The 24925-nt window shown below is 70.4% G+C and carries 25 protein-coding genes; 17 read left to right on the top strand and 8 right to left on the bottom strand.

Annotated features, from left to right (window positions below):
* Positions 1 to 8 precede the first annotated feature (8 nt).
* Both HFP15_RS17610 and HFP15_RS17605 read left to right on the top strand, forming a co-directional pair.
* Positions 9 to 1322, top strand: a complete 1314-nt coding sequence (locus HFP15_RS17610) for an acyl-CoA dehydrogenase family protein (RefSeq protein ID WP_168516849.1) — start codon at positions 9 to 11, stop codon at positions 1320 to 1322.
* Positions 1315 to 2394 carry a phosphotransferase family protein gene (locus tag HFP15_RS17605; protein WP_168516847.1) on the top strand — a complete coding sequence of 360 codons (1080 nt, stop codon included), beginning with the start codon at positions 1315 to 1317 and terminating at the stop codon, positions 2392 to 2394. Before HFP15_RS17610 ends, HFP15_RS17605 begins: the two co-directional genes overlap by 8 nt.
* A 137-nt stretch (positions 2395 to 2531) precedes the next feature.
* Here HFP15_RS17605 and HFP15_RS17600 read toward each other — a convergent pair whose 3' ends face one another.
* On the bottom strand, positions 2532 to 3557 hold the full coding sequence (locus HFP15_RS17600; protein WP_168516845.1) for an alcohol dehydrogenase catalytic domain-containing protein: 1026 nt from the start codon (positions 3555 to 3557) through the stop codon (positions 2532 to 2534).
* Between the two features lie 22 nt (positions 3558 to 3579).
* Complete coding sequence (locus HFP15_RS17595) at positions 3580 to 4326, bottom strand: SDR family NAD(P)-dependent oxidoreductase (RefSeq protein WP_168516843.1); 747 nt, start codon at positions 4324 to 4326, stop codon at positions 3580 to 3582.
* A 67-nt stretch (positions 4327 to 4393) separates the two neighbouring features.
* Between HFP15_RS17595 and HFP15_RS17590 the strand changes: the two genes are divergently transcribed.
* From HFP15_RS17590 to HFP15_RS17545, 10 genes are all read left to right on the top strand, one after another.
* Positions 4394 to 5068 (top strand): nitroreductase family protein, encoded by a 675-nt coding sequence (locus HFP15_RS17590; RefSeq protein ID WP_246271791.1) that lies wholly within the window; start codon positions 4394 to 4396, stop codon positions 5066 to 5068.
* Between the two features lie 56 nt (positions 5069 to 5124).
* Complete coding sequence (locus HFP15_RS17585) at positions 5125 to 5913, top strand: enoyl-CoA hydratase/isomerase family protein (RefSeq protein WP_168516839.1); 789 nt, start codon at positions 5125 to 5127, stop codon at positions 5911 to 5913.
* Between the two features lie 11 nt (positions 5914 to 5924).
* Entirely contained in the window at positions 5925 to 6692 is a 768-nt protein-coding gene (locus HFP15_RS17580; protein ID WP_168516837.1) for an SDR family NAD(P)-dependent oxidoreductase, read from the top strand.
* Complete coding sequence (locus HFP15_RS17575) at positions 6689 to 7711, top strand: acyl-CoA dehydrogenase family protein (RefSeq protein WP_168516835.1); 1023 nt, start codon at positions 6689 to 6691, stop codon at positions 7709 to 7711. The genes HFP15_RS17580 and HFP15_RS17575 overlap by 4 nt, the downstream gene beginning before the upstream one ends.
* Before the next feature lie 15 nt (positions 7712 to 7726).
* The gene (locus tag HFP15_RS17570; RefSeq protein WP_168516833.1) at positions 7727 to 9040 is read left to right on the top strand and encodes an FAD-dependent oxidoreductase; all 1314 of its coding nucleotides are present in this window, start codon (positions 7727 to 7729) and stop codon (positions 9038 to 9040) included.
* Positions 9041 to 9102: 62 nt separating this feature from the next.
* Positions 9103 to 9729 carry a TetR/AcrR family transcriptional regulator gene (locus tag HFP15_RS17565; RefSeq protein WP_312871631.1) on the top strand — a complete coding sequence of 209 codons (627 nt, stop codon included), beginning with the start codon at positions 9103 to 9105 and terminating at the stop codon, positions 9727 to 9729.
* A 24-nt stretch (positions 9730 to 9753) separates the two neighbouring features.
* On the top strand, positions 9754 to 10122 hold the full coding sequence (locus HFP15_RS17560; RefSeq protein ID WP_168516829.1) for a nuclear transport factor 2-like protein: 369 nt from the start codon (positions 9754 to 9756) through the stop codon (positions 10120 to 10122).
* Positions 10119 to 10487 (top strand): nuclear transport factor 2 family protein, encoded by a 369-nt coding sequence (locus HFP15_RS17555; protein WP_168516827.1) that lies wholly within the window; start codon positions 10119 to 10121, stop codon positions 10485 to 10487. The genes HFP15_RS17560 and HFP15_RS17555 overlap by 4 nt, the downstream gene beginning before the upstream one ends.
* Before the next feature lie 20 nt (positions 10488 to 10507).
* Complete coding sequence (locus tag HFP15_RS17550) at positions 10508 to 10828, top strand: EthD family reductase (protein WP_168516825.1); 321 nt, start codon at positions 10508 to 10510, stop codon at positions 10826 to 10828.
* A 10-nt stretch (positions 10829 to 10838) separates the two neighbouring features.
* A complete protein-coding gene (locus HFP15_RS17545; RefSeq protein WP_168516823.1) occupies positions 10839 to 12326 on the top strand; it encodes a class I adenylate-forming enzyme family protein in 1488 nt (495 codons plus the stop codon).
* A 72-nt stretch (positions 12327 to 12398) separates the two neighbouring features.
* Here HFP15_RS17545 and HFP15_RS17540 read toward each other — a convergent pair whose 3' ends face one another.
* Both HFP15_RS17540 and HFP15_RS17535 read right to left on the bottom strand, forming a co-directional pair.
* Entirely contained in the window at positions 12399 to 12857 is a 459-nt protein-coding gene (locus tag HFP15_RS17540) for a VOC family protein (protein WP_168516821.1), read from the bottom strand.
* Positions 12854 to 13417, bottom strand: a complete 564-nt coding sequence (locus tag HFP15_RS17535) for a DinB family protein (RefSeq protein WP_168516819.1) — start codon at positions 13415 to 13417, stop codon at positions 12854 to 12856. The genes HFP15_RS17540 and HFP15_RS17535 overlap by 4 nt, the downstream gene beginning before the upstream one ends.
* A gap of 61 nt (positions 13418 to 13478) precedes the next feature.
* Here HFP15_RS17535 and HFP15_RS17530 point away from each other — a divergent pair, with 61 nt between their 5' ends.
* Positions 13479 to 14456 (top strand): helix-turn-helix transcriptional regulator, encoded by a 978-nt coding sequence (locus tag HFP15_RS17530; RefSeq protein ID WP_168516817.1) that lies wholly within the window; start codon positions 13479 to 13481, stop codon positions 14454 to 14456.
* 154 nt (positions 14457 to 14610) lie between these two features.
* On the opposite strand, the gene HFP15_RS17525 is transcribed toward HFP15_RS17530, so the two are convergent.
* Both HFP15_RS17525 and HFP15_RS17520 read right to left on the bottom strand, forming a co-directional pair.
* Positions 14611 to 15531 (bottom strand): alpha/beta hydrolase, encoded by a 921-nt coding sequence (locus HFP15_RS17525; protein WP_168516815.1) that lies wholly within the window; start codon positions 15529 to 15531, stop codon positions 14611 to 14613.
* Positions 15532 to 15546: 15 nt separating this feature from the next.
* A complete protein-coding gene (locus tag HFP15_RS17520; RefSeq protein WP_168516813.1) occupies positions 15547 to 17190 on the bottom strand; it encodes a flavin-containing monooxygenase in 1644 nt (547 codons plus the stop codon).
* Between the two features lie 164 nt (positions 17191 to 17354).
* On the opposite strand from HFP15_RS17520, the gene HFP15_RS17515 reads away from it, so the two are divergent.
* Positions 17355 to 19682, top strand: coding sequence for a helix-turn-helix transcriptional regulator (locus tag HFP15_RS17515; protein ID WP_210717370.1), 2328 nt, complete (start codon positions 17355 to 17357; stop codon positions 19680 to 19682).
* On the opposite strand, the gene HFP15_RS17510 is transcribed toward HFP15_RS17515, so the two are convergent.
* Positions 19683 to 20255, bottom strand: coding sequence for a TetR/AcrR family transcriptional regulator (locus HFP15_RS17510; protein ID WP_168516811.1), 573 nt, complete (start codon positions 20253 to 20255; stop codon positions 19683 to 19685). It abuts the gene before it with no gap.
* Positions 20256 to 20330: 75 nt separating this feature from the next.
* On the opposite strand from HFP15_RS17510, the gene HFP15_RS17505 reads away from it, so the two are divergent.
* On the top strand, positions 20331 to 21608 hold the full coding sequence (locus tag HFP15_RS17505; protein WP_168516809.1) for a zinc-dependent alcohol dehydrogenase: 1278 nt from the start codon (positions 20331 to 20333) through the stop codon (positions 21606 to 21608).
* 2 nt (positions 21609 to 21610) lie between these two features.
* On the opposite strand, the gene HFP15_RS17500 is transcribed toward HFP15_RS17505, so the two are convergent.
* Entirely contained in the window at positions 21611 to 22540 is a 930-nt protein-coding gene (locus tag HFP15_RS17500) for an AraC family transcriptional regulator (protein WP_168516807.1), read from the bottom strand.
* 141 nt (positions 22541 to 22681) lie between these two features.
* Between HFP15_RS17500 and HFP15_RS17495 the strand changes: the two genes are divergently transcribed.
* Together HFP15_RS17495 and HFP15_RS17490 are read left to right on the top strand one after the other, a co-directional pair.
* On the top strand, positions 22682 to 23905 hold the full coding sequence (locus HFP15_RS17495; RefSeq protein WP_168516805.1) for a cytochrome P450: 1224 nt from the start codon (positions 22682 to 22684) through the stop codon (positions 23903 to 23905).
* Between the two features lies 1 nt (position 23906).
* The gene (locus HFP15_RS17490; RefSeq protein ID WP_168516803.1) at positions 23907 to 24911 is read left to right on the top strand and encodes a 2Fe-2S iron-sulfur cluster-binding protein; all 1005 of its coding nucleotides are present in this window, start codon (positions 23907 to 23909) and stop codon (positions 24909 to 24911) included.
* The last annotated feature ends 14 nt before the right edge of the window (positions 24912 to 24925 follow it).

Here is a 24925-nt window from a genome sequence, read left to right as displayed (position 1 = left end):
GAGTGACCATGAGCTGGGGTTTCGAAACCGAACCCGAGGTGCAGCGCGAGCTGGACTGGGTCGAGGAGTTCGTGCGCACCGAGGTCGAACCCGTCGACCAGGTCGTCGAACACGCCTGGAATCCGCGCGATCCGGTGCGCAACGCGCTGATCAAACCGTTGCAGGAGCAGGTGCGCGAGCACAACCTGTGGGCGGCGCACCTCGGCCCGGAGCTGGGCGGCAAGGGGTACGGGCAGCTGCGGCTGGCGCTGCTGAACGAAAAGCTCGGCCGCACGCACTCCGGTCCCGTCGTCTTCGGCTGCCAGGCACCGGATTCGGGCAACGCGGAGATCCTCGCGCACTACGGCACCGAGCATCTGAAGAAGACCTACCTCGAACCGCTGATCGAGGGCGACATCGTGTCGTGCTTCTCGATGACCGAACCGCACGGCGGCTCGGATCCGACCGGGTTCCGCACCACGGCCAGGCTCGACGGCGACACGTGGGTGATCAACGGCGAGAAGTGGTTCTCCAGCCACGCGTTGTTCGCCGAGTTCCTCATCGTCATGGCGGTCACCGAGCCGGATGCGCCGCCGCACAAGAGCATGTCGATGTTCGTCGTGCCCGCGGACACGCCCGGCATCGAGCGCGTCCGCGACGTCAGCGTGTGGGGACACGAGGAACCCGTCGGCACACACCAGTATCTGCGCTACACCGACGTCCGGGTCCCGGCCGAGAACCTGCTCGGCGAGCGGGGGCAGGCGTTCGCGGTCGCGCAGACCCGGCTCGGCGGCGGGCGGATCCACCACGCCATGCGCACGGTCGGGCTGGTCACCTCGGCGTTCGAGATGATGAAGCGCCGCGCGGTTTCCCGCACCACCAGGGGCCAGCGGCTGGCCGACAAGCAGCTCGTGCAGGAGATGATCGCCGACTCGTGGATCCAGCTCGAACAGTTCCGGCTGCTCGTGCTGCGCACCGCGTGGCGCATCGACCGGTACAACGACTACAAGAAGGTCCGTGCGGACATCTCGGCGGTGAAGGCGGCGATGCCGAAGGTGCTCGCCGACATCGCCGGCCGCGCCATCCAGATCCACGGTTCCCTTGGCATCTCGAAGGAACTGCCGTTCGGCAAATGGGTCATGGAGTCGTTCCACATGGGACTCGCCGACGGGGCCACCGAGGTGCACAAGGTCAACCTCGCGCAGGCCCTGCTGCGCGGCACCCAGCCTGACGAGGGCCTGTTCCCGCCCTACATCCTGCCGACCCGCCGCGCCGAGGCCCGCGAACGCTTCGCCGACGTGCTCGCCGCTGCGGCCGACGACGGGGAGGATCTCCGTGTCTGAGCCGCGCACCCGCGAGGTCGACACCGCGCCCGTGCGCCCGGGGGAGGACCTGGATTGGCCGAGGGTGGAAGCGTATCTGCGCGAACAGCTGCCGGAGCTGACCGGCGCGTTCTCGGTGCTGCAGTTTCCCAACGGCTCCGCGAACCTGACCTACCAGATCCGCTTCGGCGACACCGCGCTCGTGCTGCGGCGGCCGCCGTTCGGCACGATCGCTCCCGGCGCGCACGACATGGGCCGCGAGTACAAGGCGCTGTCGCGGCTGTGGAAGGCCTACCCGCGTGCGCCGCGTGCGCTGATGCTGTGCACCGATCCCGACGTCGCGGGCTCGGATTTCCTGTTGGTGGAATACCGCTCCGGTGTCGTCGTGTGGGACTCGGTTCCGTCCTCGATGGAGGGGCTGCCGGAGGCGGGCCGCCGGATCGGTCTCGCCGTGATCGACGCGCTCGCGGACCTGCACCGCGTCGACCCACAGGAGTGCGGGCTGGGCGATCTCGGCCGTCCGGACGGGTTTCTGGAACGGCAGGTGCGCGGCTGGCGCAAACGCTGGGATCTGTCGGCGACCGACGACAGCGATCCGAACGCGGCGGTGCTCGGGGAACGGCTGGCGGACGCCCTGCCGCGTTCCGGGGCGCCGGCCGTGCTGCACAACGACTTCAAGATCGACAACTGTCAGTTCGCGGCCGGCGACCCCGACGAGGTCGTCTCGGTCTTCGACTGGGACATGGCCACGCTCGGTGATCCCCTCGTGGATCTGGGGACCCTGCTCAACTACTGGCCCGATCCGGAGTTCGGCGACGCCGGTGCGCTCGCCTCGCTGGGACTGTCCTCACTCGGCCTGCCCGCACGCGACGAGCTGATCGAGCGGTACTCGGCGCGCTCGGGTATCGACGTCGGCGACATCGACTGGTACGAGGCCTATGGCTGTTTCAAGACGGTCGTGATCCTGCAACAGCTCTACGCCCGCTACGTGCGCGGCGAATCCAGCGACGAACGCATGGCCTCCCGTGCCGATCACATCCCGGTACTGGTGCGGCGGGGACTGGCCAGGCTTGACCGTGCTAGTGGACGCTGACCGGGACGTCGGACGGTTCGACCGCTGCGGCACCGGCGCGCTGTTGCGAGGCGCTGCCGTTCGACGGTGAGGTGTTCGACCTGGGGCTGAGCACCATGTCGTTCACCGCTGGGCTGTTCGCCGACGCCTGCCTGTCCTCAGGGAACTAGCACGCACCGTCCGACGATCTCGCCGCGGTGCAGTCGTTCCATCGCCTCGGCGGCCTCGTCGAGCGGGGCGGCGGTCGCCTCCGTGCGCAGCGCGCCGCGTGCGGCCAGTGCGACGACCTCCTCCAGTTCGGTGCGGGACCCCCAGAACGGCACGGAAATCCGCAGCCCCTGGGGCAGTGTCCCGGCCTTGGTCACCTCGAACGAACCACCGCCGGAGCCGACGAGGACGAGTTCACCGGCGGTGCGCAGCAAACCGGTCCCGAACGCCGTCGTCGCGGGCACCCCGGCGAAGTCCAGCACGGCGTCCGCGCCCCAGCCGCCGGAGAGCCGGTGGACGGCGGCCGCCGCCTCGCGGCCGTCCCGCACCACCGCGTCCGCGCCGAGTGTCTCCGCGAGCCCCAACGCTTCGGGCCGGGTGTCGACGGCGACGACCCGCGCGTCGAACAACTCCTGCGCCATCTGCAGTGCGAGATGCCCGAGCCCGCCGACGCCGATCACGACGATCAAGGCGCCCTTTTCCAGCCCCCGCGCCGAAGTCAGCGCGTGATACGAGGTCAGCCCGGCATCGGTGAGGGTCGCCGCGAGGCAGGGGTCGATTCCCGGCGCGGGCACGACGGCACCGGCATCGACCACAATGGACTCGGCCATCCCGCCGTCGACCCCGAGCCCGATGCCCGCGGCCGGAAGCTCGCGGCGGCGATCGCAGTAGTTCGTCACGCCCGCGCGGCAGCGGGCGCACTCGCCGCAGCCAAGGGGAGCGTGCACCACGACCTGTGTTCCCGGCTCGAGCCCGCTCACGCCGTCACCGGCCTCGGCGACGGTTCCGCAGATCTCGTGTCCGAGGGTGAACGGCATTGCCCAGGCGGCGCCGACACCTTCGTGGATCACGTGCAGATCCGAGTGACAGACACCGGCCGCCGACACGGCGAGCCGCACCTGGCCGGGGCCGGGGGAGGGTTCCGGAACGTCACCAAGACGTGCGTCACCGGCCCCTACCAGGCGAAATGCGCGCATTAGATCTCCTTCCCTGCGCACGTCAGCGCGCGCTCCAGCCTCCGTCGACATAGAGCTCCGAACCCGTCGTGTAGCCGGAGTCGTCGCCGGCCAGGAACGCGACCGCGGCGGCGACCTCCTCGGGTTTGCCCAGCCTGCCCATCGGCGTGTTGGCGAGCATCGCGGTGTGCCGTTCGCTGCCGCCGTACCGGCTCAGCAGCTGCTCGGTGCCGATGAAGGCGGGCACCACCGCGTTCACCCGCACGCCGCGCGTGGCCCAGTGCAGCGCGGCGTTCATCGTCATCGAGCGCACCGCGCCCTTGGCGGCGGCGTAGGAAAAGCTGTTCGCCAGGCCGCCGGTCGCGCCGAGGATCGACGCGAGGTTCACGATCGAACCGCCGCCGCTGCGCTCGATCGCCGGGCCGGCATGTTTCATCCCGAGCCACGTGCCCGCCTGGTCGACCGCGACGACCTTCTCCCACTGCTCGCGCGTCTCGTCCTCGACCGTCGCGAGGCTGCCGATGCCGGCGTTGTTGACCAGCACGTGCAGCTCACCCCATTCGCGCAGCACCCCCTCGACGGTCTCGCGCCAGCCGTCTTCGTCGCGGACGTCCAGACCGAATACTGCGGTGGGCCCGTCGAGCTTCGCCGCGAGCGTGGCGCAGTCCGCCGCGCTGACGTCGCTCAGCGCCACCGCCGCGCCCTCCTCGCAAAGCCGTGTCGCGATCGCGGTGCCCAGGCCACCGGTCGCCCCGGTCAGCAGCACCTTCTTGCCCGACAGGCCCTTCATGGCGTTCCTCCCTGCCCTTGACATTCAAACCAAACTGAGCTTAGTTCAATTTATGGACGCTGACGAGATGCTGGCAACGACGCGCGCGGTCCGGAAGCGACTGGATCCCAGCCGCGAGGTGCCGGAGAACCTGATCCGGGAGTGTGTGGATCTCGCGCTCCAGGCGCCCGCCGGTTCCAACGTCCCGCGCACGAGGTTCGTCGTGGTGCGAGATCCGGAGTTGCGCGCCGCGATCGCCGAGATCTACTCCGACATCTACCTCAACAGCTACCGCGAATCGGCCGGCTACATCGGGCGGGTCGAGGCGAAGGACGCGGGCATTCAGCAAAGGACCGCCCGCTCGGCCGACGCGCTGGAACGCGCGCTGCACGAGGTGGGCACGATCGTCATCGCGTGCCTCGACGGAGTCCGGCTCGACGGGAGCCCGGCCTTCGCGAGCGCGTCGATGCTCGGGGGAGTGCTCCCGGCGATGTGGAGTTTCATGCTCGCCGCGCGTGCGCGCGGGCTCGGCACGTGCTGGACCACGATGCATCTGGCCAGGGAACGCGATGTCGCGGACGTGCTCGGCATTCCGTTCGACACGGTGCAGCAGGTCTGCCTGACCCCGCTGGCCTACACCAAGGGTGAGAAGTTCGGCCGCGCCGACAGGCCCGAGGCCGACGAGATCATTCACTGGGACCGCTGGGATTCCGGCAAACTCGCCGCGCCGCCGATGAACGGCATCGCGCGGGTGTCCTCTTGACATCGCATATCCAGGACCGCAACACTAAGATGAATTCAGTTCAATCGGAGGAATCAATGGCAGTCGAGGACGATCTCCAGTTCGAGCGGGACGGCCACGTCGCGCGGATCTGGTTGAACCGGCCGCACAAGCGCAACTGCATCACGGTGCCGATGCTGCACCGGCTCGACCAGCTCATCACCGAGATCGAGGCCGACCCCGAACTGCGAGTCGTCGTGGTCCGTGGTCGCGGCAACACCTTCTCGTCCGGGTTCGACCTGGACAGCCTGCAGTCGGACTTCATCGGCACCAGCACCGCGATGGACGTCGCGGTCGTCTCGGCGAAGGTCTGCGACCGGCTGTACAACATGTCGAAGCCCTCGGTCGCGGTGCTCGAGGGTTACGTGACCGCCGGCGGGTTCGAGGTCTCGATCTCGTGTGACTTCGCGATCGCCGACGAGACCGCACAGATCGGCGACTTCCACATCCGCCGTGCGCTCTTCGGCGGCGCGGGCCCGATCTACCGCCTGCCGCGCATGCTGGGCATCCGCAAGACCAAGGAGCTCATGCTGACCGGAAAGCTGTTGTCCGGCAAGGAAGCCGACGAGTTCGACCTGATCAACGCCAGCGCCCCGGCCGACAAGCTCGACGAGACGGTGGAGGAGTTCATCAGCCACCTGCTCGACAAGAGCCCGTTCCAGATGAAGCTCACGAAGATGGCCGTCGACCGCGGACTGGACGCCGACATCGCTTCGCTGATGGTGCTGGAGCACCTCGCCGTGGGCGTCACGCTGAACTCGCAGGATGCGGCGGAGGGCGTCGCGGCGTTCCTGGAGAAGCGCGAACCCAAGTGGACCGGACGCTGAGCGGATCCACGATGAGTGCACCGGTCCCTTCCCCCGCGGAACTGTTCGACCTCACCGGCCGGACCGCGGTGGTCACCGGTGCCTCGTCCGGACTCGGCGAGCGCTTCGCCGAAGTGCTCGCCGCCGCCGGTGCCACGGTGTGGATCACCGCGCGGCGCAGGGAAAGGCTCGCGGCACTGGCCGAACGGAGTCCGGCGCTGCGGCCCTTCCCCGCCGATGTCTCGGACGCGGCCGACCGGGAGGCCCTGTTCGACGCCGTGCGCGAGGAGTCCGGGACGGTCGACGTCCTGGTCAACAACGCGGGTGTGGACGGGCATGTGAAGCCGGAGCAGGAGACGCCGGCGGAGTTCGCCGGGGTGCTCGGCACGAACCTGGTCGGCCCATTCCACCTGGCGCAGCTCGCCGCCGCGCTGGGCGGACCGCTGTCGGTGATCAACATCAGCTCGATACTGGGACTCGTGTCGGCCGCGCCGCTGGGCACCGCGAGCTACGCCGCGAGCAAGGCCGGGCTGCTGGGACTGACCAGGGAACTGGCCGGGCACTGGGGCCGGCACGGAGTACGGGTCAACGCGCTGGTGCCGGGCTGGTTCCAGACCGAGATGAACGGCCGGCTGTTCGCCGACGAGCGCTCGGTCCGGTGGATCGAACGCAACACGATGGCGGGCCGGGCGGGACAACCGTCCGAACTGGACACCGCGTTGCTGTTTCTCGCTTCTCCGGCTTCGAGTTACGTCACCGGTCAGGTTATCACTGTGGACGGGGGGTGGACAGCCCGATGAGAATCACACCGGATCAGGACGCCGAGGCGCTGCGCGAGGTCGTACGCGACTTCCTCGGCGGCGACGCGACCTGGCAGCGCTTCGCCGCCGAGCTGGGGGTGGCCGCGCTCGACGTCCCCGAACGGCTGGACGGCGCGGGGGCGAGTTTCCGCGAGGTCGGCGTGGTGGCCGAGGAGATCGGCCGGGCGCTGTCCCCGCTGCCGTGGTTGTCGACCTCGATCCTCGCCGCCGGGGTTCTGTTGCACATCAAGGGATCCGACGACCTGCGCGCGCGGCTGTCGAGTCGGCTCGCGTCGGGGTGCATCGCGACGCTCGCGTACCAGGGACCTGAGGTCAGCGCCAGGCAGGACGGCCGGAGCTGGCGGCTGACCGGGACCAAGACGCTTGTCGTGGACGGTGCTTCGGCGGATTTCCTTTTCGTCGCAGGGAATTCCGGCGTATTCGTCGTCGAGGGCGACGCCGAGGGGCTCACCCGCACCCGAACGCCCGCCATGGACCTCACGCGTGAGCTGGCTTCCGTCACGCTGGCCGGCACCCCCGCCGTGTGGCTGGGCGAAACGACGCTCGAGCGGGTCCTCGACCGTGCGCGGGTCGCGCTGGCGTGCGAACAGGCGGGCGGTGCGGCCGCCGCGCTGGAGATGACGGTGGAGTACGTCCGGCAGCGGGTGCAGTTCGGGCGCCCGATCGCGACGTTCCAGGCGGTCAAGCATTGCTGCGCAGACATGCTCGGCCAGGTCGAAGCGGCCCGGTCGGCGTCGCTGTGGGCGGCGGCGGTCGCCGCCGACGAACCCGCGAACCTGCCCGCGGCGGCGGCCGCGGCCGCAATCGCCTGTGGCGACGCCTATTGCTGGGTCGCGGGGGAGACGGTGCAGTTGCACGGCGGGATCGGTTTCACCTGGGAGCACCCCGCACATCTGCACGTGCGGCGGGCGGCCACGGACGCTGTGTTGTTCGGCGACCGTGGCAGGCACGCCGAGACACTGATGACGCACGCCGCTCGCCAACCGGCGACGGTCTGACAACGGAGGCTGCGCGTGAAGGACAACGTCGACCTGCTCGTCGTCGGCGGCGGTATGGCCGGGCTGACGGCCGCCGCGCGGGCGGCGCGCCACGGACTGGACGTCCTGCTCGTGGACAGCGCGCCGAACCTCGGCGGCTCGGCGCTGTACGCCGGGTACCTCTGGACGGCGCCGACGATCGAGGCGATGGACGAAGCCAATCCCCACGGCGATCCGGCGCTCAATGCGGCACTCGTCGACGGGTTCGGCGGCGCCGTGGATTTCCTGCGCGGGCTGGAAGTTCCGTGCGGGCCCGCCGTTCCGATCCTCCGTTTCGGTCGCGGGCACCAGTTCGACACCGCGCTTTACGTCGACACGTGCCGGAAGATCGTGCAGGAGGGCGGCACTGTTCTCATGTCCACGACGACCGAGAAGCTCGTGGTCGATGCGGGCGTGGTGACCGGCGCGGAACTGACGCTCCCCGGTGGGGAGAGCCGCACCGTGACCGCCAGGGCGACGCTGCTCGCCACCGGTGGTTTCCAGGCCGACGCCGGGCTGCGGGCCGAGCTGGTGCACGACAGCGCGCGGGAGATCCCGCTGCGTTCCAACCCGTTCAGCCGTGGCGACGGGCTCCGGCTGGCGCAAGGCGCCGGGGGAGCGGCGGTCAACGAGCGCGGCGGGTTCTACGGTCACCTGGTGCCCGCGCACGTTCCGCTCGAACCGGACGTGTTCGTCGATCTTGCGTTGTACTACAGCGAGCACGCGCTGCTGTTCAACCTGGCAGGAGAGCGCTTCATCGACGAGACCGTGGGCGACCACCTCAACGCGATGGCGCTGCTCGACCAGCCGGAAGCACGCGGGCTGCTGGTCACCGATGCGCGTGGCTACCGCGAGTTCGTCACCGGTGCCTACGTCGAAGGCGCCCCCGCGACCGACAAGTTCGCCCTCGCCTGGCGCCGCGGCGGCCGCTGCGTGATCGCCGACGACGCGGAGGACTTCGCCGCGATGCCACCGGAATGGGGCTACGACGGGGCGCGGATCGCGGAGCAGGTCGCGCGGCTGGCGCGAGGCGAGGCAGCCGGTCCCGCTCGCGAGTTCGATCCCCGGCCGCTGGACGAACTGCCGTACTACGTCGTGGAGACCGTCCCGGCGATCACGTTCCCGTTCGCGGGCGTGCGGATCGATCCGCGCGGACGTGTCCTGTCGGCGACTGCCAAGGTCGTGCCGGGGCTGTACGCGGCGGGATCCGACATCGGCGGACTGTACGTGGGCGCCTACGCGGGCGGACTCGCCCCCGCCGTCGTGTTCGCGCTCGCCGGCGCTGACGACATCGCTGCGACCCTGAAGTGATCTCAGGCTACGGTTGCCCGAAAAGCGTCCGGAGGAGGGATCCCGAAATGAGCATCGAAGCAGTGACCGAGGCGGCCGACGGCCCGCGCTCGAAGCGGCCCGCCATTCTCGCTGCGGCGATGGAGCGCTTCGGCGAGGTCGGGTACGAGGCGATCAAATGGTCGGAGGTCGCCGATCGGGTCGGGATCGGCCAGACGGCGCTTTACCACTATTTCGAATCGAAGGCGCACTGCCTGCTGACGATCATGCGCCTGGCCCTGCGCAATTCGGACGAGGCGTTTCGCAAGGCCGTGGAGGATACGGACAGTTCGCTCGCCGCCCTTCGTGCCGCCGTGCGCGCAGCGTATGCGCTGACGCCGCTGGAAGTGCAGCAGAACCGGATCCTGCAGGCCAACATCTCCATCCTGGCCAACGAGCGCTCCTCGAAACGCGAGGAGAACGAGCGCGGGCTGTGCCGGGAACTGGTGGCCAAAATCGAACGGAACTGGTCGGAACTGCTCGAACAGGGAATGGCCGGTGGTGAGTTCGCCAAGCAGGATCCGCTGCTGATGGCGCGCAGTCTGCTCGGGCTCATCGTCAGCGTCTGGCGCTGGTACCGGCCGGACGGCCCGCTCACGCTGGAGACCATCGCCGCGTTCGTCGAGAACTCGTGCGTGCTGATGGCGACCGGCGACAAACCTCGCGAGTAGGTGTAAGCCAGAAAGGAAGTGCAGATGGTCATCGAGGACTACTACGCACGGCTCGACGGTCCGGAACCGCTGAGCGGGCTCGATCTCCTGGAGCCCGATGTGGAGTTTCTATTGGCGCTGCCGGGAAAAGAGGTCACCGGCCGCGGCCGTGATGACATGCGGGCCTACGTCGCCGGGCGGCCCGCGGTGGGCCGCAGGCACAACGTGGTGCGCCGCGGCAGCGACGGTGACCTGGAAATGGTGTACGGCTTCATCACCGAGCAGGACGGCAGGGGCACCGGCTCGTTCACCTCGGTCGTGCTGCTGTCCCCGGACAAGAAGATCGCACGCTACCAGTCGTTCTTCTCCCCGGCGTTCAACCTGTTCCCGCTGCCCGAGGGGGAGGCCGCGTGAGCGCCCCGTTGCTGACCAAGTGGTTCGAGGTGATCGACTCCGACCATCCCGACGGCATCCTCGACCTGATCGCGCCGGACTTCCGGTTCTCCATCGTGTTCGGCACCGGTGGCGCCGCCGCCCGCGACTTCAACGGCGGGCGCGAGGCGATGGAGGGTTATCTCGCGCAGCGTGAGAAGGGCGTGCTGACCCACCACGTGCTCTCCGCCTCGACCGTCGGCCCCGACGAACTGGTCCTCGGCCAGGCCCGCCGCGCCGGCGAGTTCGAGTCCACGTTCGTCGCGTGCGCCCGGCTGAACGACGCCGGGAAGGTCGCCACGCTGATGATCGGGCGGTCCCCGGAACTGGACATCGAAGCCCGCTGAACAACGAGAAGGAGACACCGATGTTCAATCTCGCCCTGCTCGCCGCGCGCCCGCCGGAGTGGACCCATGAGCAGTTCATCGACTGGTGGCGCGGCGAGCACGCCGAGGTCACGTATCCGCTGCCGGGGCTGCGGGCGTGGCGGCACACGGCGGTGTCGAGCGCGCTGGAACCGCGCTCCGAGGGCTGGGACGGGCTGTCGGTGCTGAGCTTCGACAGCGAGCAGGCCGCGCGGGCCGCGCTCGCCAGCGACGAGTGGGCCAGGGCCGTCGCCCACGTGGGAAACATGCGCGGCAAGCGGATCGCCCTGCTCGGCGACGAGCGCGAGATGTTCCTGGGCTGAGGGGGCTTCGATGAAGGAACTCGTCGCCGATCTGCGGTCGAGAGACGACGCGGTCGTTGTGCTCGACAACGACGGATCGCACAGGCTGAGCGAGATTCTCGCCGCGGGTCAGGAACTCGCCGGCCGGATCGAGCGCGTGACCGGGCCCGGCGCGACGCTGCTGCTGCAGGCGGACAACACGTGGCGGACCGTGGTCGGCATGGTCGCGGCCGGTCAGCTGGGCGGCACGCTCGCGCTGATCAACCGGCACAGCACGCGGCAGGAGTTCGAGGCCGCGTGCGAGGACATCGTGCCGGACGCGGTCATCGCGGCACCGCCGTCCTTTTCGGACTGGAACGCCGCGTCCTACCGGCCCGAGATCGCCGCTGGAGTCCTTGACGGCTGGCGGTTCGCGGGAGCCGAGGGACAGCCGTCCGGCCGGTGGGGCGACGGTGTGGTGATCGGCCTGACCTCGGGTTCGACCGGCCGGGCGAAGGGCGTGGTGCAGTCAGAGGGGGCGCTGCGGTACGCGTGCCGGGCGACGATCGAGGCGGTCGGGCTGACGGCGGGCGACGCGGTGGGCGCGATGGTGCCGTTGTCCTCGGCGGCCGCCATCTGCTTCGGTGCGTATCTCCCGCTGCTGCTCGGCGGGCGAATGGTGCTGCTGGACCAGTGGGATCCGGCGGAGGCCGTGCGACTGCTGACCGAACACCAGGCGCGGTGGACGATGTGCGTGCCGACGATGGCGCTGCAGATGAGCGCCGCCGCGCCCGAGGAGGGGATGCTGGCCGCGATGACGGCGCTGACCGTCGGCGGCGGGCCGATGGACGCCGGTGCGCTGGGGCGAGCGGAACGGCGGCTGGGCACGCGGTTCCTGCGCGTCTTCGGGATGTCCGAATGCCTCGGCCACACGACGTCGTTGCCGGCTGATGGGGAGGACATTCGTCTCGGCACGGACGGGACCCCGTTCGCCGGGACCGTGCTGCGCGCGGTCGACGAGTCCGGAAGTCCTTTGCCCGCAGGGGAAATAGGCCGGGCGCAGGTGCGCGGGCCGTCCCTGTTCACCGGTTACGCCCGGGGTGGTTCGCTCGCTCGGCCGGAGCTGACGCCGGACGGTTTCCTGCCGACGGGCGACCTCGTCGAGGTCCGGCCGGACGGTCGTGTTGCGGTCAAGGGGCGGGAGAAGGACATCATCATCCGCGGTGGGCGCAATATCGACATCGCGGAGGTGGAGAACGCCGTGGCGCACCATCCGCAGGTGGACCAGGTGTGCGTGGTGGCGGTACCGGACGAACTGCTCGGTGAGCGGGTCGCCGCGCTGGTCGTGACTTCCGCGGAAAGCCTTGGCCTCAGCGAGATTCAGGACCACCTGCGCCAGGAGGGCCTGATGAAGGGAAAGTGGCCGGAGTACGTTTTCCGCGTCGACGCCCTGCCCCAGAACCGGGTCGGCAAATTGTCCCGCCGCGACGCCGCGGAACTGGCCCAGCGCCTGCGGGATGGTACCGTGGTGCCTGGTTGAGATCGGGCCGAAGGGACGCCAGAGCCGAGCACTCCAACGTAACTCGCGCCCCCTCGGCCCGGCACACACGCCTCAGTCGAGGCAGAACTCGTTGCCTTCGGGGTCGGTCATCACGATGCAGCCCGGGTTCAGGGGAGCGGGCTCGTGGCGGCGCACCCGCTTCGCGCCGAGGGCGATCAGGCGGTCGCATTCGGCTTCGAGCGCTGCCATCCGGTCCTCGCCCTGCAGGCCTGGCGCGGCGCGGATGTCGATGTGCACGCGGTTCTTCGCGACCTTGTCCTCGGGGACCTGCTGGAAGAACAGCCGCGGCCCCACACCGTCCGGATCCTCCGCGGCCGAGCGTGAGTTGCGTTCGTCCTCCGGGATGCCGATGCGCTCGAGGAACTCGTCCCACGCCGCCAGCGCGTCGGCACCCTCGGGCAGATCGACGCCGGGCGGGCCGGGAAGGATGTAGCCCAGCGCATCGCGCCAGAAGACCGACTGCGCGCGCGGGTCGTGGGCGTCGAAGGTGATCTGGATCTGACGGCTCATCGGGTCTTTCCGTTCATGTGCAGGTAAAGGTCGCGCAGCAGGCAGACTTCGGACAAGTGGTGGATCAGCTCGCGGTGGATGTGCAGCACCAGGTCGGCCATCGGTGCCTGGGGAAACGGCTCTTTCTCCCCGGCGGGCACCAGCAGGCCTTCCTCGCCGAGTCCGCGCACCCCGGTGAGCCACAGCTCGAGCTGCCGCTCCAGCTGCTCGAGCGCCGTGGCGGCGTCGCCCGCGTACTCCCAGCCCTGGTACGACGCCTCCGGCGCGCCGAAGTGCGCCGCGTTGCGCGTCGCGAGCACGCCGACGATGACGTGCCCGAGCTGCCACGCGATCGTGGTGAACGGCGCCGGTTCGGGCTCGGGAAAGCCGTAGTCGATCGTGAAATCGCCGGTACCCGCCTGGATCGGGGCCGTCGAGGTGCCGCGTGGGCGCACGTTCCAGGCATCGGGCACCGGCGACCAGAAGTACTCCTCGTCGGTCATCCCGGCGAGGCGGTCGCGGATCTGATGGTTCCAGTGGACTTCCCACTGTTCGCGCAGGCTTCGGTTCCAATCGCTCATGGACCCACCCTCACACCGATAGCGGACAGGATCGGTCCGCTATCTCTGGCAGAGTGGTGACATGGCCGGTGACGAGCGGGACACCACGGAGCGCGTGCTCACGCTGCTCGGGCTGCTGCAACAGCGCCCGGTCTGGACCGGCCCCGAACTCGCCGCCCGGCTGGGCGTCACCCCGCGCACGGTGCGCCGTGACGTCGAGCGCCTGCGCACGCTCGGCTATCCGGTGCACGCGACCCAGGGCATCGGCGGCGGTTACCAGCTCGGCCCCGGGCAGGACCTGCCGCCGCTGCTGCTCGACGACGAGGAAGCGATCGCCACGGCGGTATCGCTGCTCGCCGGTGCGGGCGGTGCGATCGCGGGCGCCGGGGACGCCGTGCTGCGCGCACTGACCAAATTGGACCAGGTGCTGCCGGTCCGGTTGCGGCATGAGGTGCGTGCGCTCTCCGGAGCCGTGGAGTCCTTCGGCGGCGGCCGCACCCCGGTCGATTCCGACGTGCTCATGACACTCGCCCGCGCCTGCCGCGACGAGGTCGAGGCCGGTTTCGACTATCCCTCGCGCGGCGAGGTGCGACGGCGGCGGGTCGAGCCCTACCGCCTCGTCGCCTCCGATCGGCGCTGGTACCTGCTCGCCTACGACCTCGACCGCGACGACTGGCGCAGCTTCCGCGTCGACCGGATGACCGGGGTGTCCGCGCGGACCTGGCACTTTCGCCGCCGCGAGGCCCCGGACGCGGCGAGTTACGTGCAGGAAGGCGTCGCGAGCCGGGCCTATCCGCATCAGGCCCGTTTCCTGGTGCACGCCGACGCCGAGACGGTGCGCGCGCAGGTCCCCGCCTCGGCGGCGCTCGTCCGGCCGCACGGCCGCGGGAGCTGCGAACTGGTCAGCGGCGCGGGCACGCTCGACTTCGTGCTCATGCACGTGGTGTTGCTGGGACACGATTTCGAAGTGCTCGATCCGCCGGAGCTGGCCGAACGATGTGACGTGCTGGCGCAGCGGTTGCGCTCCGCCGCGGTCGCGAAACGGCGGCGGAGCTCATGAAGGCGAGCACCAGGTGACCGCCCGGCGCGAGTACCCGGTGGAACTCCGCGAAGTACCGGGGAATTCGCGTCGCCGGGGCGTGAATGACGCAGTACCAGGACACCACGCCGTCCAGTTCGGCGACCCTGCCATCCCGGACCAGCCCGGCGAGACCTCAGAACACCGTGCGTAGATGGGAAACCGCGGCCTCGTGGATCTCCGCGCTGCGCGGGACCGCGCCGGAGGCCCAGTACAGGGCATGGGTCAGCCCGTCGACGCGGGTCGCGGTCACCGGCACGCCGGCCGCCCGCAACGCCTCCGCGAAGGCCTCGCCCTCGTCGCGCAGCGTGTCGAACTCGGTGGTCACCACGAGCGTCGGCGGCAGCCCGGACAGGTCGTTGCGGTCCAGCGCCAGCCGCGGGTCGGTCACGTCTTCGGGGCCGGTGACGTACTGCCCGCCGAACCATTTCAGCGCCTCGAGGTGAATGAGGTAGCCCTCGGCGAATTCGCGCCGCGAACCGGTGTCCGCGACCGGGTTCACGAGCGGGTACAACAGCACGAGCCCGCGCACCGGCGGTTCGCCCTCGTCCCTGGCGCGGATCACCGCCGCGGCCGCGAGGTTGCCGCCGGCACTGTCGCCCATGACCGCGATCCGCTCCGGATCCCCGTCGTGGGCGGAGATCTCCTTGGCGGTCCAGCGCAGGGCGGCGAACACGTCGTCGTGCGCGGCGGGGAACCGCGATTCCGGCGCGCGGCGGTAGGTGACCGAAACGACGACGGCGCCGGCGTCCAGCGCGAGTGCCCGCACCGGTTCGTCCACGACGTCCAGCCCGCCCGCGACGAACCCGCCACCGTGGACGTAGAAGACGACGGGGAACGGGCCGGGGCCCGGCGGGACGTAGATCCGGGTGCGCTGCCCGGGATCCGGGCCGTAGGACACGTCGGTGACGTGGGAGAAACCGCGTTTGGGTTTCTGCAGGCCGGCGAAGGAATCCACGGCCTGGCGGGTGGCTTCGACGCCGATCTTCTCGAACGACTGGAATCCCTGCCGGGCCAGCCCGTCGATCAACGCGGCGACATCCGGGTCGAGTGGCATGAGGATGCTCCTTTCTCAGGCCCGCGCCAGTGCGCGCTCGGCCGGGGACAACGCGAAACCTTCGTAGCCCGCGGCCACGATCTCGTCGCATTTGGCGCGGTAGGCGGGTGCGCCGCCGAGGTAGACCAGCACGCGCCGCGGTTTGCCGGGAATGTTGTCGCCCATGTACCAGGACGTGGGCGAATCGGGCAGCAGGGTCGCCTGAGCGAGCTCGTTGGTGTGCGCGACCCAGTCCTTTTCGGCCTGCGGCGTGGGTTCGATGACGTCGCGGCCGGTCGCGCGCAGGTGGTCCATCGCGGCGACGGAGAAGTCGACGTGGTCCTCGATCGCCAGCGGCATGTTGTAGAGCACCGAGGGGCTCTGCGGACCGGTGATCATGAACAGGTTCGGGAAACCGGCCGCCATCAACCCGAGGTAGGTCTGCGGGCCGTCGGACCAGTGGTCGGCCAGCCGCAACCCGCCGCGGCCGGTGATGTTCATGGCCAGCAACGGGCCGGTGCACGCATCGAAACCGGTCGCGAGAATCAGCACGTCGAAGTGGTGCTCGGTGCCGTCGGCCAGCCGCACCCCGGCGGGTGTCACGGCGTCGATCGGGTTCGACTTGACGTCCACCAGCGAAACGTTGGGGCGGTTGTAGGACTCGTAGTAGTCGGTCTCCAGCGGCGGGCGCTTGGTGCCGTAGGGATAGCCCTCGGGCGCGAGCAGGTCCGCGGTCGCCTTGTCGTGCACGCGCTCGTGGATCCGCTCCCGGATGTACTGCGCGATGGTGTCGTTGGCGGCCTTGTCGAACAGGATGTCGCCGAAGGAGTCGATGAACAGCCGGAAGCCGCCGCGGTTCCAGCGGTCGTCGAACACCTGACGCCGCTGCTCGGGCGTGGCGGCCACGGCGGAGGGCCGCACCTCCGAGTACGGGACGCCGAGGAAGTGGTTGCGGGAGGCTTCGCGGATCGCGGCGTAGTCGGCCTTCTCGGCGCGTTCTTCCTCGGGATCGGTGGGGTAGTTGCCGATCGGCGTGGCGTAGTTCGGGGTACGCTGCAGCACGGTCAGCTCTCCCGCGGTCTTCGCGATCTCGCTGATGGCCTGGATTCCGGACGAGCCGACGCCGATGATCCCGACCCGCGTACCCGCGAAGGACACCTCGTGGTGCGGCCAGTTGCCGGTCAGCAGCACCTCGCCCGCGAAGTCCTCCACGCCGGGGAAGTCGGGCCGTTTGGGCACCGAGAGCGTGCCCGCCGCCGACACCACGAACCGCGCCCGGCAGGTCTGGCCCGCACCGGTCGTCGCGGTCCAGAGCGACTCCTCGTCGTCCCAGGTCAGCGCGGTGATGCGGGTGTTGAAGCGGATGCTGCGGCGCAGGTCGAACCGGTCGGCCACGTGGTCGAGGTAGGACAGGATCTCCGCCTGCGCGGGGAACCGCTCGCTCCAGTGCCATTCCTGCTGCAGGTCCTCGTCGAAGGAGTAGGAGTAGTGCACGCTCTCGATGTCCACGCGGGCACCGGGATAGCGGTTCCAGTACCACGTGCCACCGACGTCGCCTGCCGCGTCGAACGCGACGACGTCGAGGTTCCGCTTGTCGCGAAGGACGTGCACCGCGTACAGCCCGGCGAAACCGGCGCCGACGACGATGGCGTCGTAGGTCTTGGGAGCAGGGGACACCACGGGAATCCAGCCTCCTTGGTGGTTCGGGTGTGATCGCCGCTACAGGCTGCGCCGGGCCGCCGGACGCCGGACAGGGTGAGATCACCCCATTCGCCACCCCATCGCGCTCCACGGGATACCCGCGTGGCCTACGGTCGAGATGACCAGTGAGATCAGGAGGCGTCATGGGCGACGTCACCGGCGACGGTGCGCACGGGCCTGCCGATTTCGCGCTGACCAGTTTCGTGGGCCGGCGCCACACACTGGCCCAGCTGGACGAGGAACTGCGGGCACACCGGCTCGTCACGGTGACCGGGCCCGGCGGCGTCGGCAAGACCCGCACCGCGCTCACCGCGGCGGGCAAGGCGAAGCTGCCCGCGGTGCGGGTGGTCGAACTGGCCAGCGTCACGCACGAGACGCAGGTCGCGCCCACCGCGGCCACGGCGCTGGGCGTGCCCGATCAGTCCAATCGCGACGCCATCGACCGGATCGTCGATCACCTGTCGGGCACCGAAGTGCTGCTGGTGCTCGACAACTGCGAGCACGTCCTCGACGCGAGCGCGCGGTTCGTGATCCGGCTGCTCAACGCCTTACCAGGGCTGCGGATCCTCGCCACGAGCCGCGAACCGCTGGGCATTCGCGGCGAACAGGTGCACCTGCTCGCGCCGCTGGAGGTGCCGGACTCCGACGCCGCCGCCGGGGCCGGCGCGCTCGATCACGTGCCCGCGGTCCGGCTGCTCGTCGACCGCGCGCGCAGCGTCCTGCCGGATTTCACGGTCATCCCGGAGAACCGTGAGGCGGTCGTGGCGCTGTGCCGCAGGCTCGACGGGCTGCCGCTGGCGATCGAGCTGGCCGCCGTGCGGCTGCGGTCGATGTCGGTGTCACAGGTGGTGCGGCGGCTCGACCGGCGGTTCCACCTGCTGGCCGGGCGCGATCCGGCGGCCGATCCACGGCAGCGCTCGCTGCGCGCGCTCATCGACTGGAGCCACGATCTGTGCGGTCCGCAGGAGCGCTTGCTGTGGGCCAGGATGGCGGTGTTTCCGGCCGCGGTGGATCTGGACACCGTGGAGCGGGTGTGTGGTTTCGGCGAGCTGAGCGGCGACCGGCTGGTCGACGCGCTGGACGGCCTGGTCGGCAAATCCGTCGTCGTCGCCGACCGCCAGGGGGAGCAGGTGCGGTACCGCCAGTTCGTGACCCTGCGCGAATACGGCGCCGAACTGCTGGCCGAATCGGGGGAGGTTTCGCTGCTGCGGCGGCGCCACCGGGACCACTACGTCGATCGCGCCGCGCTGTGTGTCACCAGATGGTGTGGACCGCATCAGGCGAGCGACCTGGCCACCCTTCGCGAGGACCATCCGAACCTGCTCGCGGCGCTCGCGTGGTCCGCGGAGACACCCGGCGAGGCTCCCGCCGGGGCCCGGCTGGCGTCGCTGCTGCGGTATCACTGGATCGCCGGGGGCTTTCTGAGCAACGGCCGCCGCTGGCTCGAACGGCTGCTTCCCGAACTGGAGTCCGGCAGCCGCGAGCGTGCCGAGACGCTGTGGTCGGCGGCGTGGGTCGCGCTCATCCAGGGCGACCGGGGTGTCGCGCGGGCGTACCTGGACGAATGCGCGCGGATCTCGGACACGATGGACGATCCCGGTCTGCAGGGCCACGTGCGGCTGTGGCGCGCGCTGCTGAACCTGTTCGAGGGCGATCTGAGCGCGGCGCGGGAGCTGTACCGGCAGGCGATCGAAATCCACCGCTCGCAGGGCGATGTGGGGCTCGCGCTGACCGCGTCGTTCCAGCTCGCGATGGCGCAAGCGTATGCGGGGCGTGCGCGGGAGGCCCTGGCCACGTGTTCGGCGGTGATCGAGGAGGCCTCGGCCGTCGGAGAACGCTGGAATCGCGCCTACGCGCACTGGGCGGCGGCGATCAGCCACCTGCATCTCGGCGACGTCGTGCGGGCCCGGACGGCGATCGCCGCCGCGATGCGGATCGAACAGGACTTCCGCGATGGGGTGTGCACGGCGTTGTGCACGGAGGTCTGCTCGTGGGTCGCGGCGTCGTCGGGACACGCGGCCGACGCCGCCGCGCTGGAAGGAATGGCCGCCTCGGTGTGGCACCGCATCGGCACGTCGCTACAGGCCTTCGGACCGCACGCCGCGCACGAGGGCAGCAGGCACTCCACGCGCGTGGACGCCGAACTCGGCCCGGAGCGGGCCGCGGCCGTGCGGGCCGAGTACGCGCGGGTCACGCTCGCCGAGGCCGTGCGGCTCGGCCTGGACCTCGTCGTCCACCAGAGCCGGGCGACCCGCCCCCTCCGGCGCCCGGAATCGCCGGACTCACCGCTGACCGGGCGGGAACACGAGATCGCCGCGTTGATCGCGAAAGGCATGAGCAACAAGGCGATCGCCGCCGAGCTGACCATCTCGCCGCGCACCGTGGACGGTCACGTGGAGCGGATCCTGCGCAAGCTCGACTTCAGCTCGCGCACGCAGATCGCCTCCTGGCTGGCCGCCAGCAACGGGTGATCAGCCGGCGAGTGCCGCTTCGACCGCCGTGGCCGCCGCGGCTCCGGCGACGCGCAGCGCCTCGGTGCCGCGCATGGCCCGGTCGAGCACGAAGGCCCCTTCGAGCGCGGCGACGAGCAGGATCGCGAGCTCGCGTGCACGCGCCTCGGGGACTCCGGCGTCGGCGAAACGTGTTGTGGCGCCTTGGATCCAGCTTTCGAAGACCTCGGCGGTGGCCTGCCGCAGGGTGTCGTCGGTGCTGGCCACTTCGAGCGCGACCGTCGCGATCGGGCACGCGTCCGCGTAGTCCGTCGCCTTCAGCACCTCGGCCGCTCCGCTGAACACGTTCGCGGTGCCCTCGACCGCGTCCGCGCCGCTGTCGAACACCGACTCGACGAGCTTCTGGTACATGTGCCCGGCCCGGTGCACCACCTCGGCGCCGAGTTGCTGTTTGCCGCCGGGAAAGTGGTGATACAGCGAGCCGAACGGCGCGTTCGCGGCCGCGACCACCTGCTTCAGCCCGGTGCCGGTGTAGCCGTAACGGCGGAACAGCTCCGCCGTCGCGTCCAGAATCCGTTCCCTCGTGGGTGCCACGGTTCTCCTCTCGCCCGCGATGGTGTCCCCATGCTACGGTCCGCTAGAGCGTTCTACCTAGGGGAGGTGGACGGCATGACCGACACCGCGAGCGCCGATCCGGCCGTCATCGCGGCATATCCCGCCGGCGCGTATCACCGGGCCCGTGGCACCGTGCGGCATCTCGCCGGGGTGCTGGCCTGCAACGCGGCGATCCCCGCGTTGCGCATCAGCCTCGAACGCGACGCCGGGCAGCGTGCGCGGCGCCTGCGTGCGGAGGCCGCCGACCGGCTGGAGCAACGCCGCCGTCCCACCCGGAAACGCATGCGCGCCCTCGTCGCCCGGCCCGGAGCCCGCTTCGCCTGGCACGACGTTCCGGCCCCGCCACCGCCAGGGCCCGGCGCCGCGATCGTGCACCCGATCGCCGTCGCGACCTGCGATCTCGACCGCGCCATGGGCCTTGGCCGGACGCCGTTCCCGCTGCCGATGTGCTTCGGCCACGAATGCGTCGCCGAGGTGATCGAGACCGGCGACGACGTGCGTACCGTCCGTCCCGGCGACCGCGTCGTCGTCCCGTTCCAGATCAACTGCGGCGACTGCCGGGCGTGCCGGGCCGGGCTCACCGCGAACTGCACCGGCGTGCCGCCGATCTCCATGTACGGCTTCGGACTCGCCGGCGGTCACTGGGGCGGCGCCCTCGCCGACCTGCTCGCCGTCCCCTACGCGGACGCGATGCTCGTGCCGCTGCCCGGCGGGGTGGACCCGGCCGCGGCGGCGTCGGTGGCGGACAACGTCAGCGACGGCTACCGCAACGTCGCGGCTCACCTGCCCGCGCTGCTCGAGCGCGATCCGGGCATGCCGGTGCTCATCCTCGGCGAACTCGGCCATCGCCTCCCGCTCAGTTCCAGCGTTCCGCTCTACGCCGGGCTCGTGGCCAAAGCCCTTGGCGCACAAAAGATTCACTTCGCCGACCGGCGGCCACACCTGCAACGGCACGCCGGAGAGCTGGGTTTTCACCCGCACGCCACGGTGCGGGGCCTGCCGCCCGCTCCGTTCGTCATCGACGGCACCTGCACCTCACGCGGACTCGCCACGGCGCTGCACCACACCGCACCGGACGGCGTCTGCACCACACCCGGCGTGCTGCGGCGCACGGCCAGGATCCCCACGGCGCTCATGTACGGCCGCAACATCAGCTACCACCTGGGCAGAACACACGCCCGCGCGGTCATTCCGCACGTGCTCGGCCTTATGCGGCAAGGAGAACTCCACCCGGAGACGGTCACCACCCACCACGCGAAGCTCGATGACGCCCCGGCCGCGATCCACGATCACGTCGTGGGTGAAGCGACCAAGACCGTGCTGACCGAATAGCGTCAGCGCCGCGCCTCGGACGGTGCGATGCCGTAGCGGCGGCGGTAGGCGGCGGCGAACCGGCTGGCGCTGGAGAAGCCCCAGGAGGCGGCGACGTCGCTGACCGTCAGGGCGGGGTTGGCCCGCAGATCGGTGTCGGCGCGCCGCAACCGGATCTCGGTCAGGTACCCCGTCGGGCTGCGGTCCAGCCACTGCCGGAAACCCTCCTGCAGCCGCCGCACGCTGGTGCCCGCCACGGCCGCCATCTCGCCCGCGGTCCACGGGCGGGCCGGATCGTCGTGCAACTGCTCGACCACCCGCCGGATCGCCCGGGGTGCGGGCGCGGGCCCGGCACCGGCGTCGGGGCAACCAGCCAGCAGGAAGCCCGCGGCGACCGCGCCGGCCAGTTGCTCACGCACGATGTCGCAGTCGCCGAACAGCCCGGGATCGTGCAGGTTCGTGGCGAGGCCGCCGATGAGCTGGCGCCACGCGCGGGCGCGGCCCGCCTCCAGCGCGAGCTGATCCGGCAGTCCGCTTCGGACATCGCAGCCGAGCACGCGTTCCGCTTCGCGTTCGAGCCAGCCGCTGTCGAACTTCACCCCGAGCACCGTGCAGGTCGCGTCCCAGTGGCTGATCAGCGACGGGGTGTTCGCGCGGAACACGGTGGCCTGGCCCGGCACCGAGGTGACCGGGCCGTGCCTGCCGCGGCTCTCCAGATGCCCGGTCAGCGGCAGGTTGATCTCGTAGGCGCCGGGATAGTCGCACGCGATGCGCACGTCCGCGCCCCACCCGACGTGCCCGACCAGCACCGGCCCGAGGTCGAGCGTGCGCAGGGTCAGCCGGGGGTCACGGCCGCCGCCGAGGGGCCGCAGCTCGTGCGGGAAGTACGCTTCCGCCACCTCACGGGACGCCTCGTCCCAGTCCCGTGGTGCGGCACTACGCCGTGCGCGCATGGCGGAAACGATACTCCAGACCCGGTTCGCGAACTCTTCGCGCGATCCGTGCCGTCGCCGCGCGAAACGTGTCGCCGCAGGTCGCGGGCCCGCCGTACGTTGCCGTCCATCCCGGACAACGACGTGGGAGGACGAGACCAGATGACCACGACCGAACGGCCCGAGCTGTCCTGGCTGGACGACGTGACCATGACCGAGCTGGAACGCAATCCGTACCGGACCTACGAGCGCCTGCGCGCCGAGGCGCCGCTGGCCTACGTTCCGGTGCTCGGTTCCTACGTCGCCTCGACCGCCGAGGTCTGCCGCGAGATCGCGACCAGCCCCGACTTCGAGGGCATCATCACCCCCGCGGGCGGGCGGACGTTCGGCCATCCCGCGATCATCGGCGTCAACGGCGAGATCCACGCCGACCTGCGGTCCATGGTGGAGCCCGCGCTGCAGCCGGTCGAGGTGGACCGCTGGGTCGACGACCTGGTGCGCCCGATCGCCCGCCGCTACCTGGAACAGTTCGAGAACGACGGTCACGCGGAACTGGTCGCGCAGTACTGCGAACCGGTCAGCGTGCGCTCGCTGGGCGACCTCCTCGGGTTGCACGACGTCGAATCCGACAGGCTCAGGGAGTGGTTCGCGAAGCTGAACCGCTCGTTCACCAACGCCGCCGTCGACGAGAACGGCGAGTTCGCCAATCCGGAGGGCTTCGCCGGGGGCGACGAGGCGAAGGCCGAGATCCGGGCCATCGTCGACCCGCTCATCGACAAGTGGACCGCCGAACCGGACGACAGCGCGATCTCGCACTGGCTGCACGACGGGATGCCGCCCGGCAAGACCCGCGACCGCGAGTACATCTACCCGACGATCTATGTGTACCTGCTCGGCGCGATGCAGGAGCCGGGGCACGGCATGGCCTCCACGCTCGTCGGCCTGTTCTCGCGGCCGGAGCAGCTGGAACAGGTCGTCGACGACCCCGCGCTGATCCCGAGGGCGATTTCCGAAGGCATGCGCTGGACCTCGCCGATCTGGTCGGCCACCGCGCGCATCTCGACGAAGCCGGTGACGATCGCGGGCGTCGATCTGCCCGCGGGCACGCCGGTGATGCTGTCCTACGGTTCGGCCAACCACGACACCGGGCAGTACGAGGCACCGTCCACCTACGACCTGCACCGGCCGCCGCTGCCGCACCTGGCCTTCGGCGCGGGCAACCACGCCTGCGCCGGGATCTACTACGCCAACCACGTCATGCGGATCGCGCTGGAGGAGCTGTTCGAGGCCATCCCCAACCTCGAACGCGACACACGTGAAGGCGTGGAGTTCTGGGGCTGGGGCTTCCGCGGCCCGACGAGCCTGCACGTCACGTGGGAGGTCTGAGATGACGTTCGCGGTGAGCGTCGGCGGCCGCCAGGTCGAGTGCGCCGCCGGCCAGACCCTGCTCGACGCGTGCCTGCGGGCCGGGGTCTGGATGCCGAACTCCTGCAACCAGGGCACGTGCGGTACCTGCAAGCTGACCGTTCGTTCCGGCGCGGTCGACCACGGCGATTCGCCGTTGGACACCCTCACCGCGGACGAACGGGCCGCGGGCCTGGCGCTGGCGTGTCAGGCCCGTCCCGTCGGCGACGTCACGGTGGGCGCCACCGGGGCCGAAGGCCGCGCGACGCATCCGCTGCGGGACTTCACCGCCACCGTGCTGGAAGTCGCCGACATCGCCCGCGACACCCGTCGCGTGCTGCTCGGCCTCGCCGAACCGCTGGCCTTCGAGGCGGGGCAGTACGTCGAGCTGACCGTGCCCGGAACGGCCGCGCGACGCCAGTACTCGCCGGCCAACACCGCCGACGAGGACAAGGTGCTCGAACTGCACGTCCGGCGCGTGGACGGCGGCCTCGCCACCGACGGCTGGTTGTTCGCGGGCATCGCCGCGGGTGACATCGTGGAGGTTTCCGGTCCGCTCGGGGACTTCCACCTGCCGAGCGAGGACGAGGGCGGCCCCATGGTCCTGATCGGTGGCGGCACCGGTCTCGCGCCGCTCGTGGGTATCGCGAGGACCGCGCTGCGCCGTCACCCCGACCGGGAAATGCTGCTGTACCACGGTGTTCGCGGCGCGGCGGATCTCTACGATCTGGACCGTTTCGCCGAACTCGCCGAGGCGCACCCGAACTTCCGTTTCGTGCCGGTGCTTTCCCACGAACCGGAGCCGGGCAGGCGAGGCGGTTTCCCGACGGACGCGTTCGTGGAGGACGTCGCCGGCGCACGAGGCTGGTCGGGCTGGCTGTGCGGGCCGCCGCCGATGGTGGAGGCCGGCGTGAAGGCGTTCAAACGCCGTCGCATGGCACCCCGGCACATCCACCGCGAGAAGTTCACCCCCGCGGACGAGGGATGACCGGCGCGCTGGCG

Origin of the sequence: Amycolatopsis acididurans, assembly GCF_012328925.1 — a bacterium.
GTDB classification, from domain to species: Bacteria; Actinomycetota; Actinomycetes; order Mycobacteriales; family Pseudonocardiaceae; genus Amycolatopsis_E; species Amycolatopsis_E acididurans.
This window is presented reverse-complemented; position numbering and strand designations above follow the sequence as displayed.

Excerpts from the sequence above, each read along its gene's own strand:
- HFP15_RS17610 (WP_168516849.1), top strand. The coding sequence starts at position 9 with ATGAGCTGGGGTTTCGAAACCGAACCCGAGGTGCAGCGCGAGCTGGAC.
- HFP15_RS17600 (WP_168516845.1), bottom strand. The coding sequence starts at position 3,557 with ATGCGCGCATTTCGCCTGGTAGGGGCCGGTGACGCACGTCTTGGTGAC.
- HFP15_RS17595 (WP_168516843.1), bottom strand. The coding sequence starts at position 4,326 with ATGAAGGGCCTGTCGGGCAAGAAGGTGCTGCTGACCGGGGCGACCGGT.
- HFP15_RS17590 (WP_246271791.1), top strand. The coding sequence starts at position 4,394 with ATGCTGGCAACGACGCGCGCGGTCCGGAAGCGACTGGATCCCAGCCGC.
- HFP15_RS17585 (WP_168516839.1), top strand. The coding sequence starts at position 5,125 with ATGGCAGTCGAGGACGATCTCCAGTTCGAGCGGGACGGCCACGTCGCG.
- HFP15_RS17580 (WP_168516837.1), top strand. The coding sequence starts at position 5,925 with ATGAGTGCACCGGTCCCTTCCCCCGCGGAACTGTTCGACCTCACCGGC.
- HFP15_RS17575 (WP_168516835.1), top strand. The coding sequence starts at position 6,689 with ATGAGAATCACACCGGATCAGGACGCCGAGGCGCTGCGCGAGGTCGTA.
- HFP15_RS17560 (WP_168516829.1), top strand. The coding sequence starts at position 9,754 with ATGGTCATCGAGGACTACTACGCACGGCTCGACGGTCCGGAACCGCTG.
- HFP15_RS17550 (WP_168516825.1), top strand. The coding sequence starts at position 10,508 with ATGTTCAATCTCGCCCTGCTCGCCGCGCGCCCGCCGGAGTGGACCCAT.
- HFP15_RS17545 (WP_168516823.1), top strand. The coding sequence starts at position 10,839 with ATGAAGGAACTCGTCGCCGATCTGCGGTCGAGAGACGACGCGGTCGTT.
- HFP15_RS17540 (WP_168516821.1), bottom strand. The coding sequence starts at position 12,857 with ATGAGCCGTCAGATCCAGATCACCTTCGACGCCCACGACCCGCGCGCG.
- HFP15_RS17535 (WP_168516819.1), bottom strand. The coding sequence starts at position 13,417 with ATGAGCGATTGGAACCGAAGCCTGCGCGAACAGTGGGAAGTCCACTGG.
- HFP15_RS17530 (WP_168516817.1), top strand. The coding sequence starts at position 13,479 with ATGGCCGGTGACGAGCGGGACACCACGGAGCGCGTGCTCACGCTGCTC.
- HFP15_RS17525 (WP_168516815.1), bottom strand. The coding sequence starts at position 15,531 with ATGCCACTCGACCCGGATGTCGCCGCGTTGATCGACGGGCTGGCCCGG.
- HFP15_RS17515 (WP_210717370.1), top strand. The coding sequence starts at position 17,355 with ATGGGCGACGTCACCGGCGACGGTGCGCACGGGCCTGCCGATTTCGCG.
- HFP15_RS17505 (WP_168516809.1), top strand. The coding sequence starts at position 20,331 with ATGACCGACACCGCGAGCGCCGATCCGGCCGTCATCGCGGCATATCCC.
- HFP15_RS17500 (WP_168516807.1), bottom strand. The coding sequence starts at position 22,540 with ATGCGCGCACGGCGTAGTGCCGCACCACGGGACTGGGACGAGGCGTCC.
- HFP15_RS17495 (WP_168516805.1), top strand. The coding sequence starts at position 22,682 with ATGACCACGACCGAACGGCCCGAGCTGTCCTGGCTGGACGACGTGACC.
- HFP15_RS17490 (WP_168516803.1), top strand. The coding sequence starts at position 23,907 with ATGACGTTCGCGGTGAGCGTCGGCGGCCGCCAGGTCGAGTGCGCCGCC.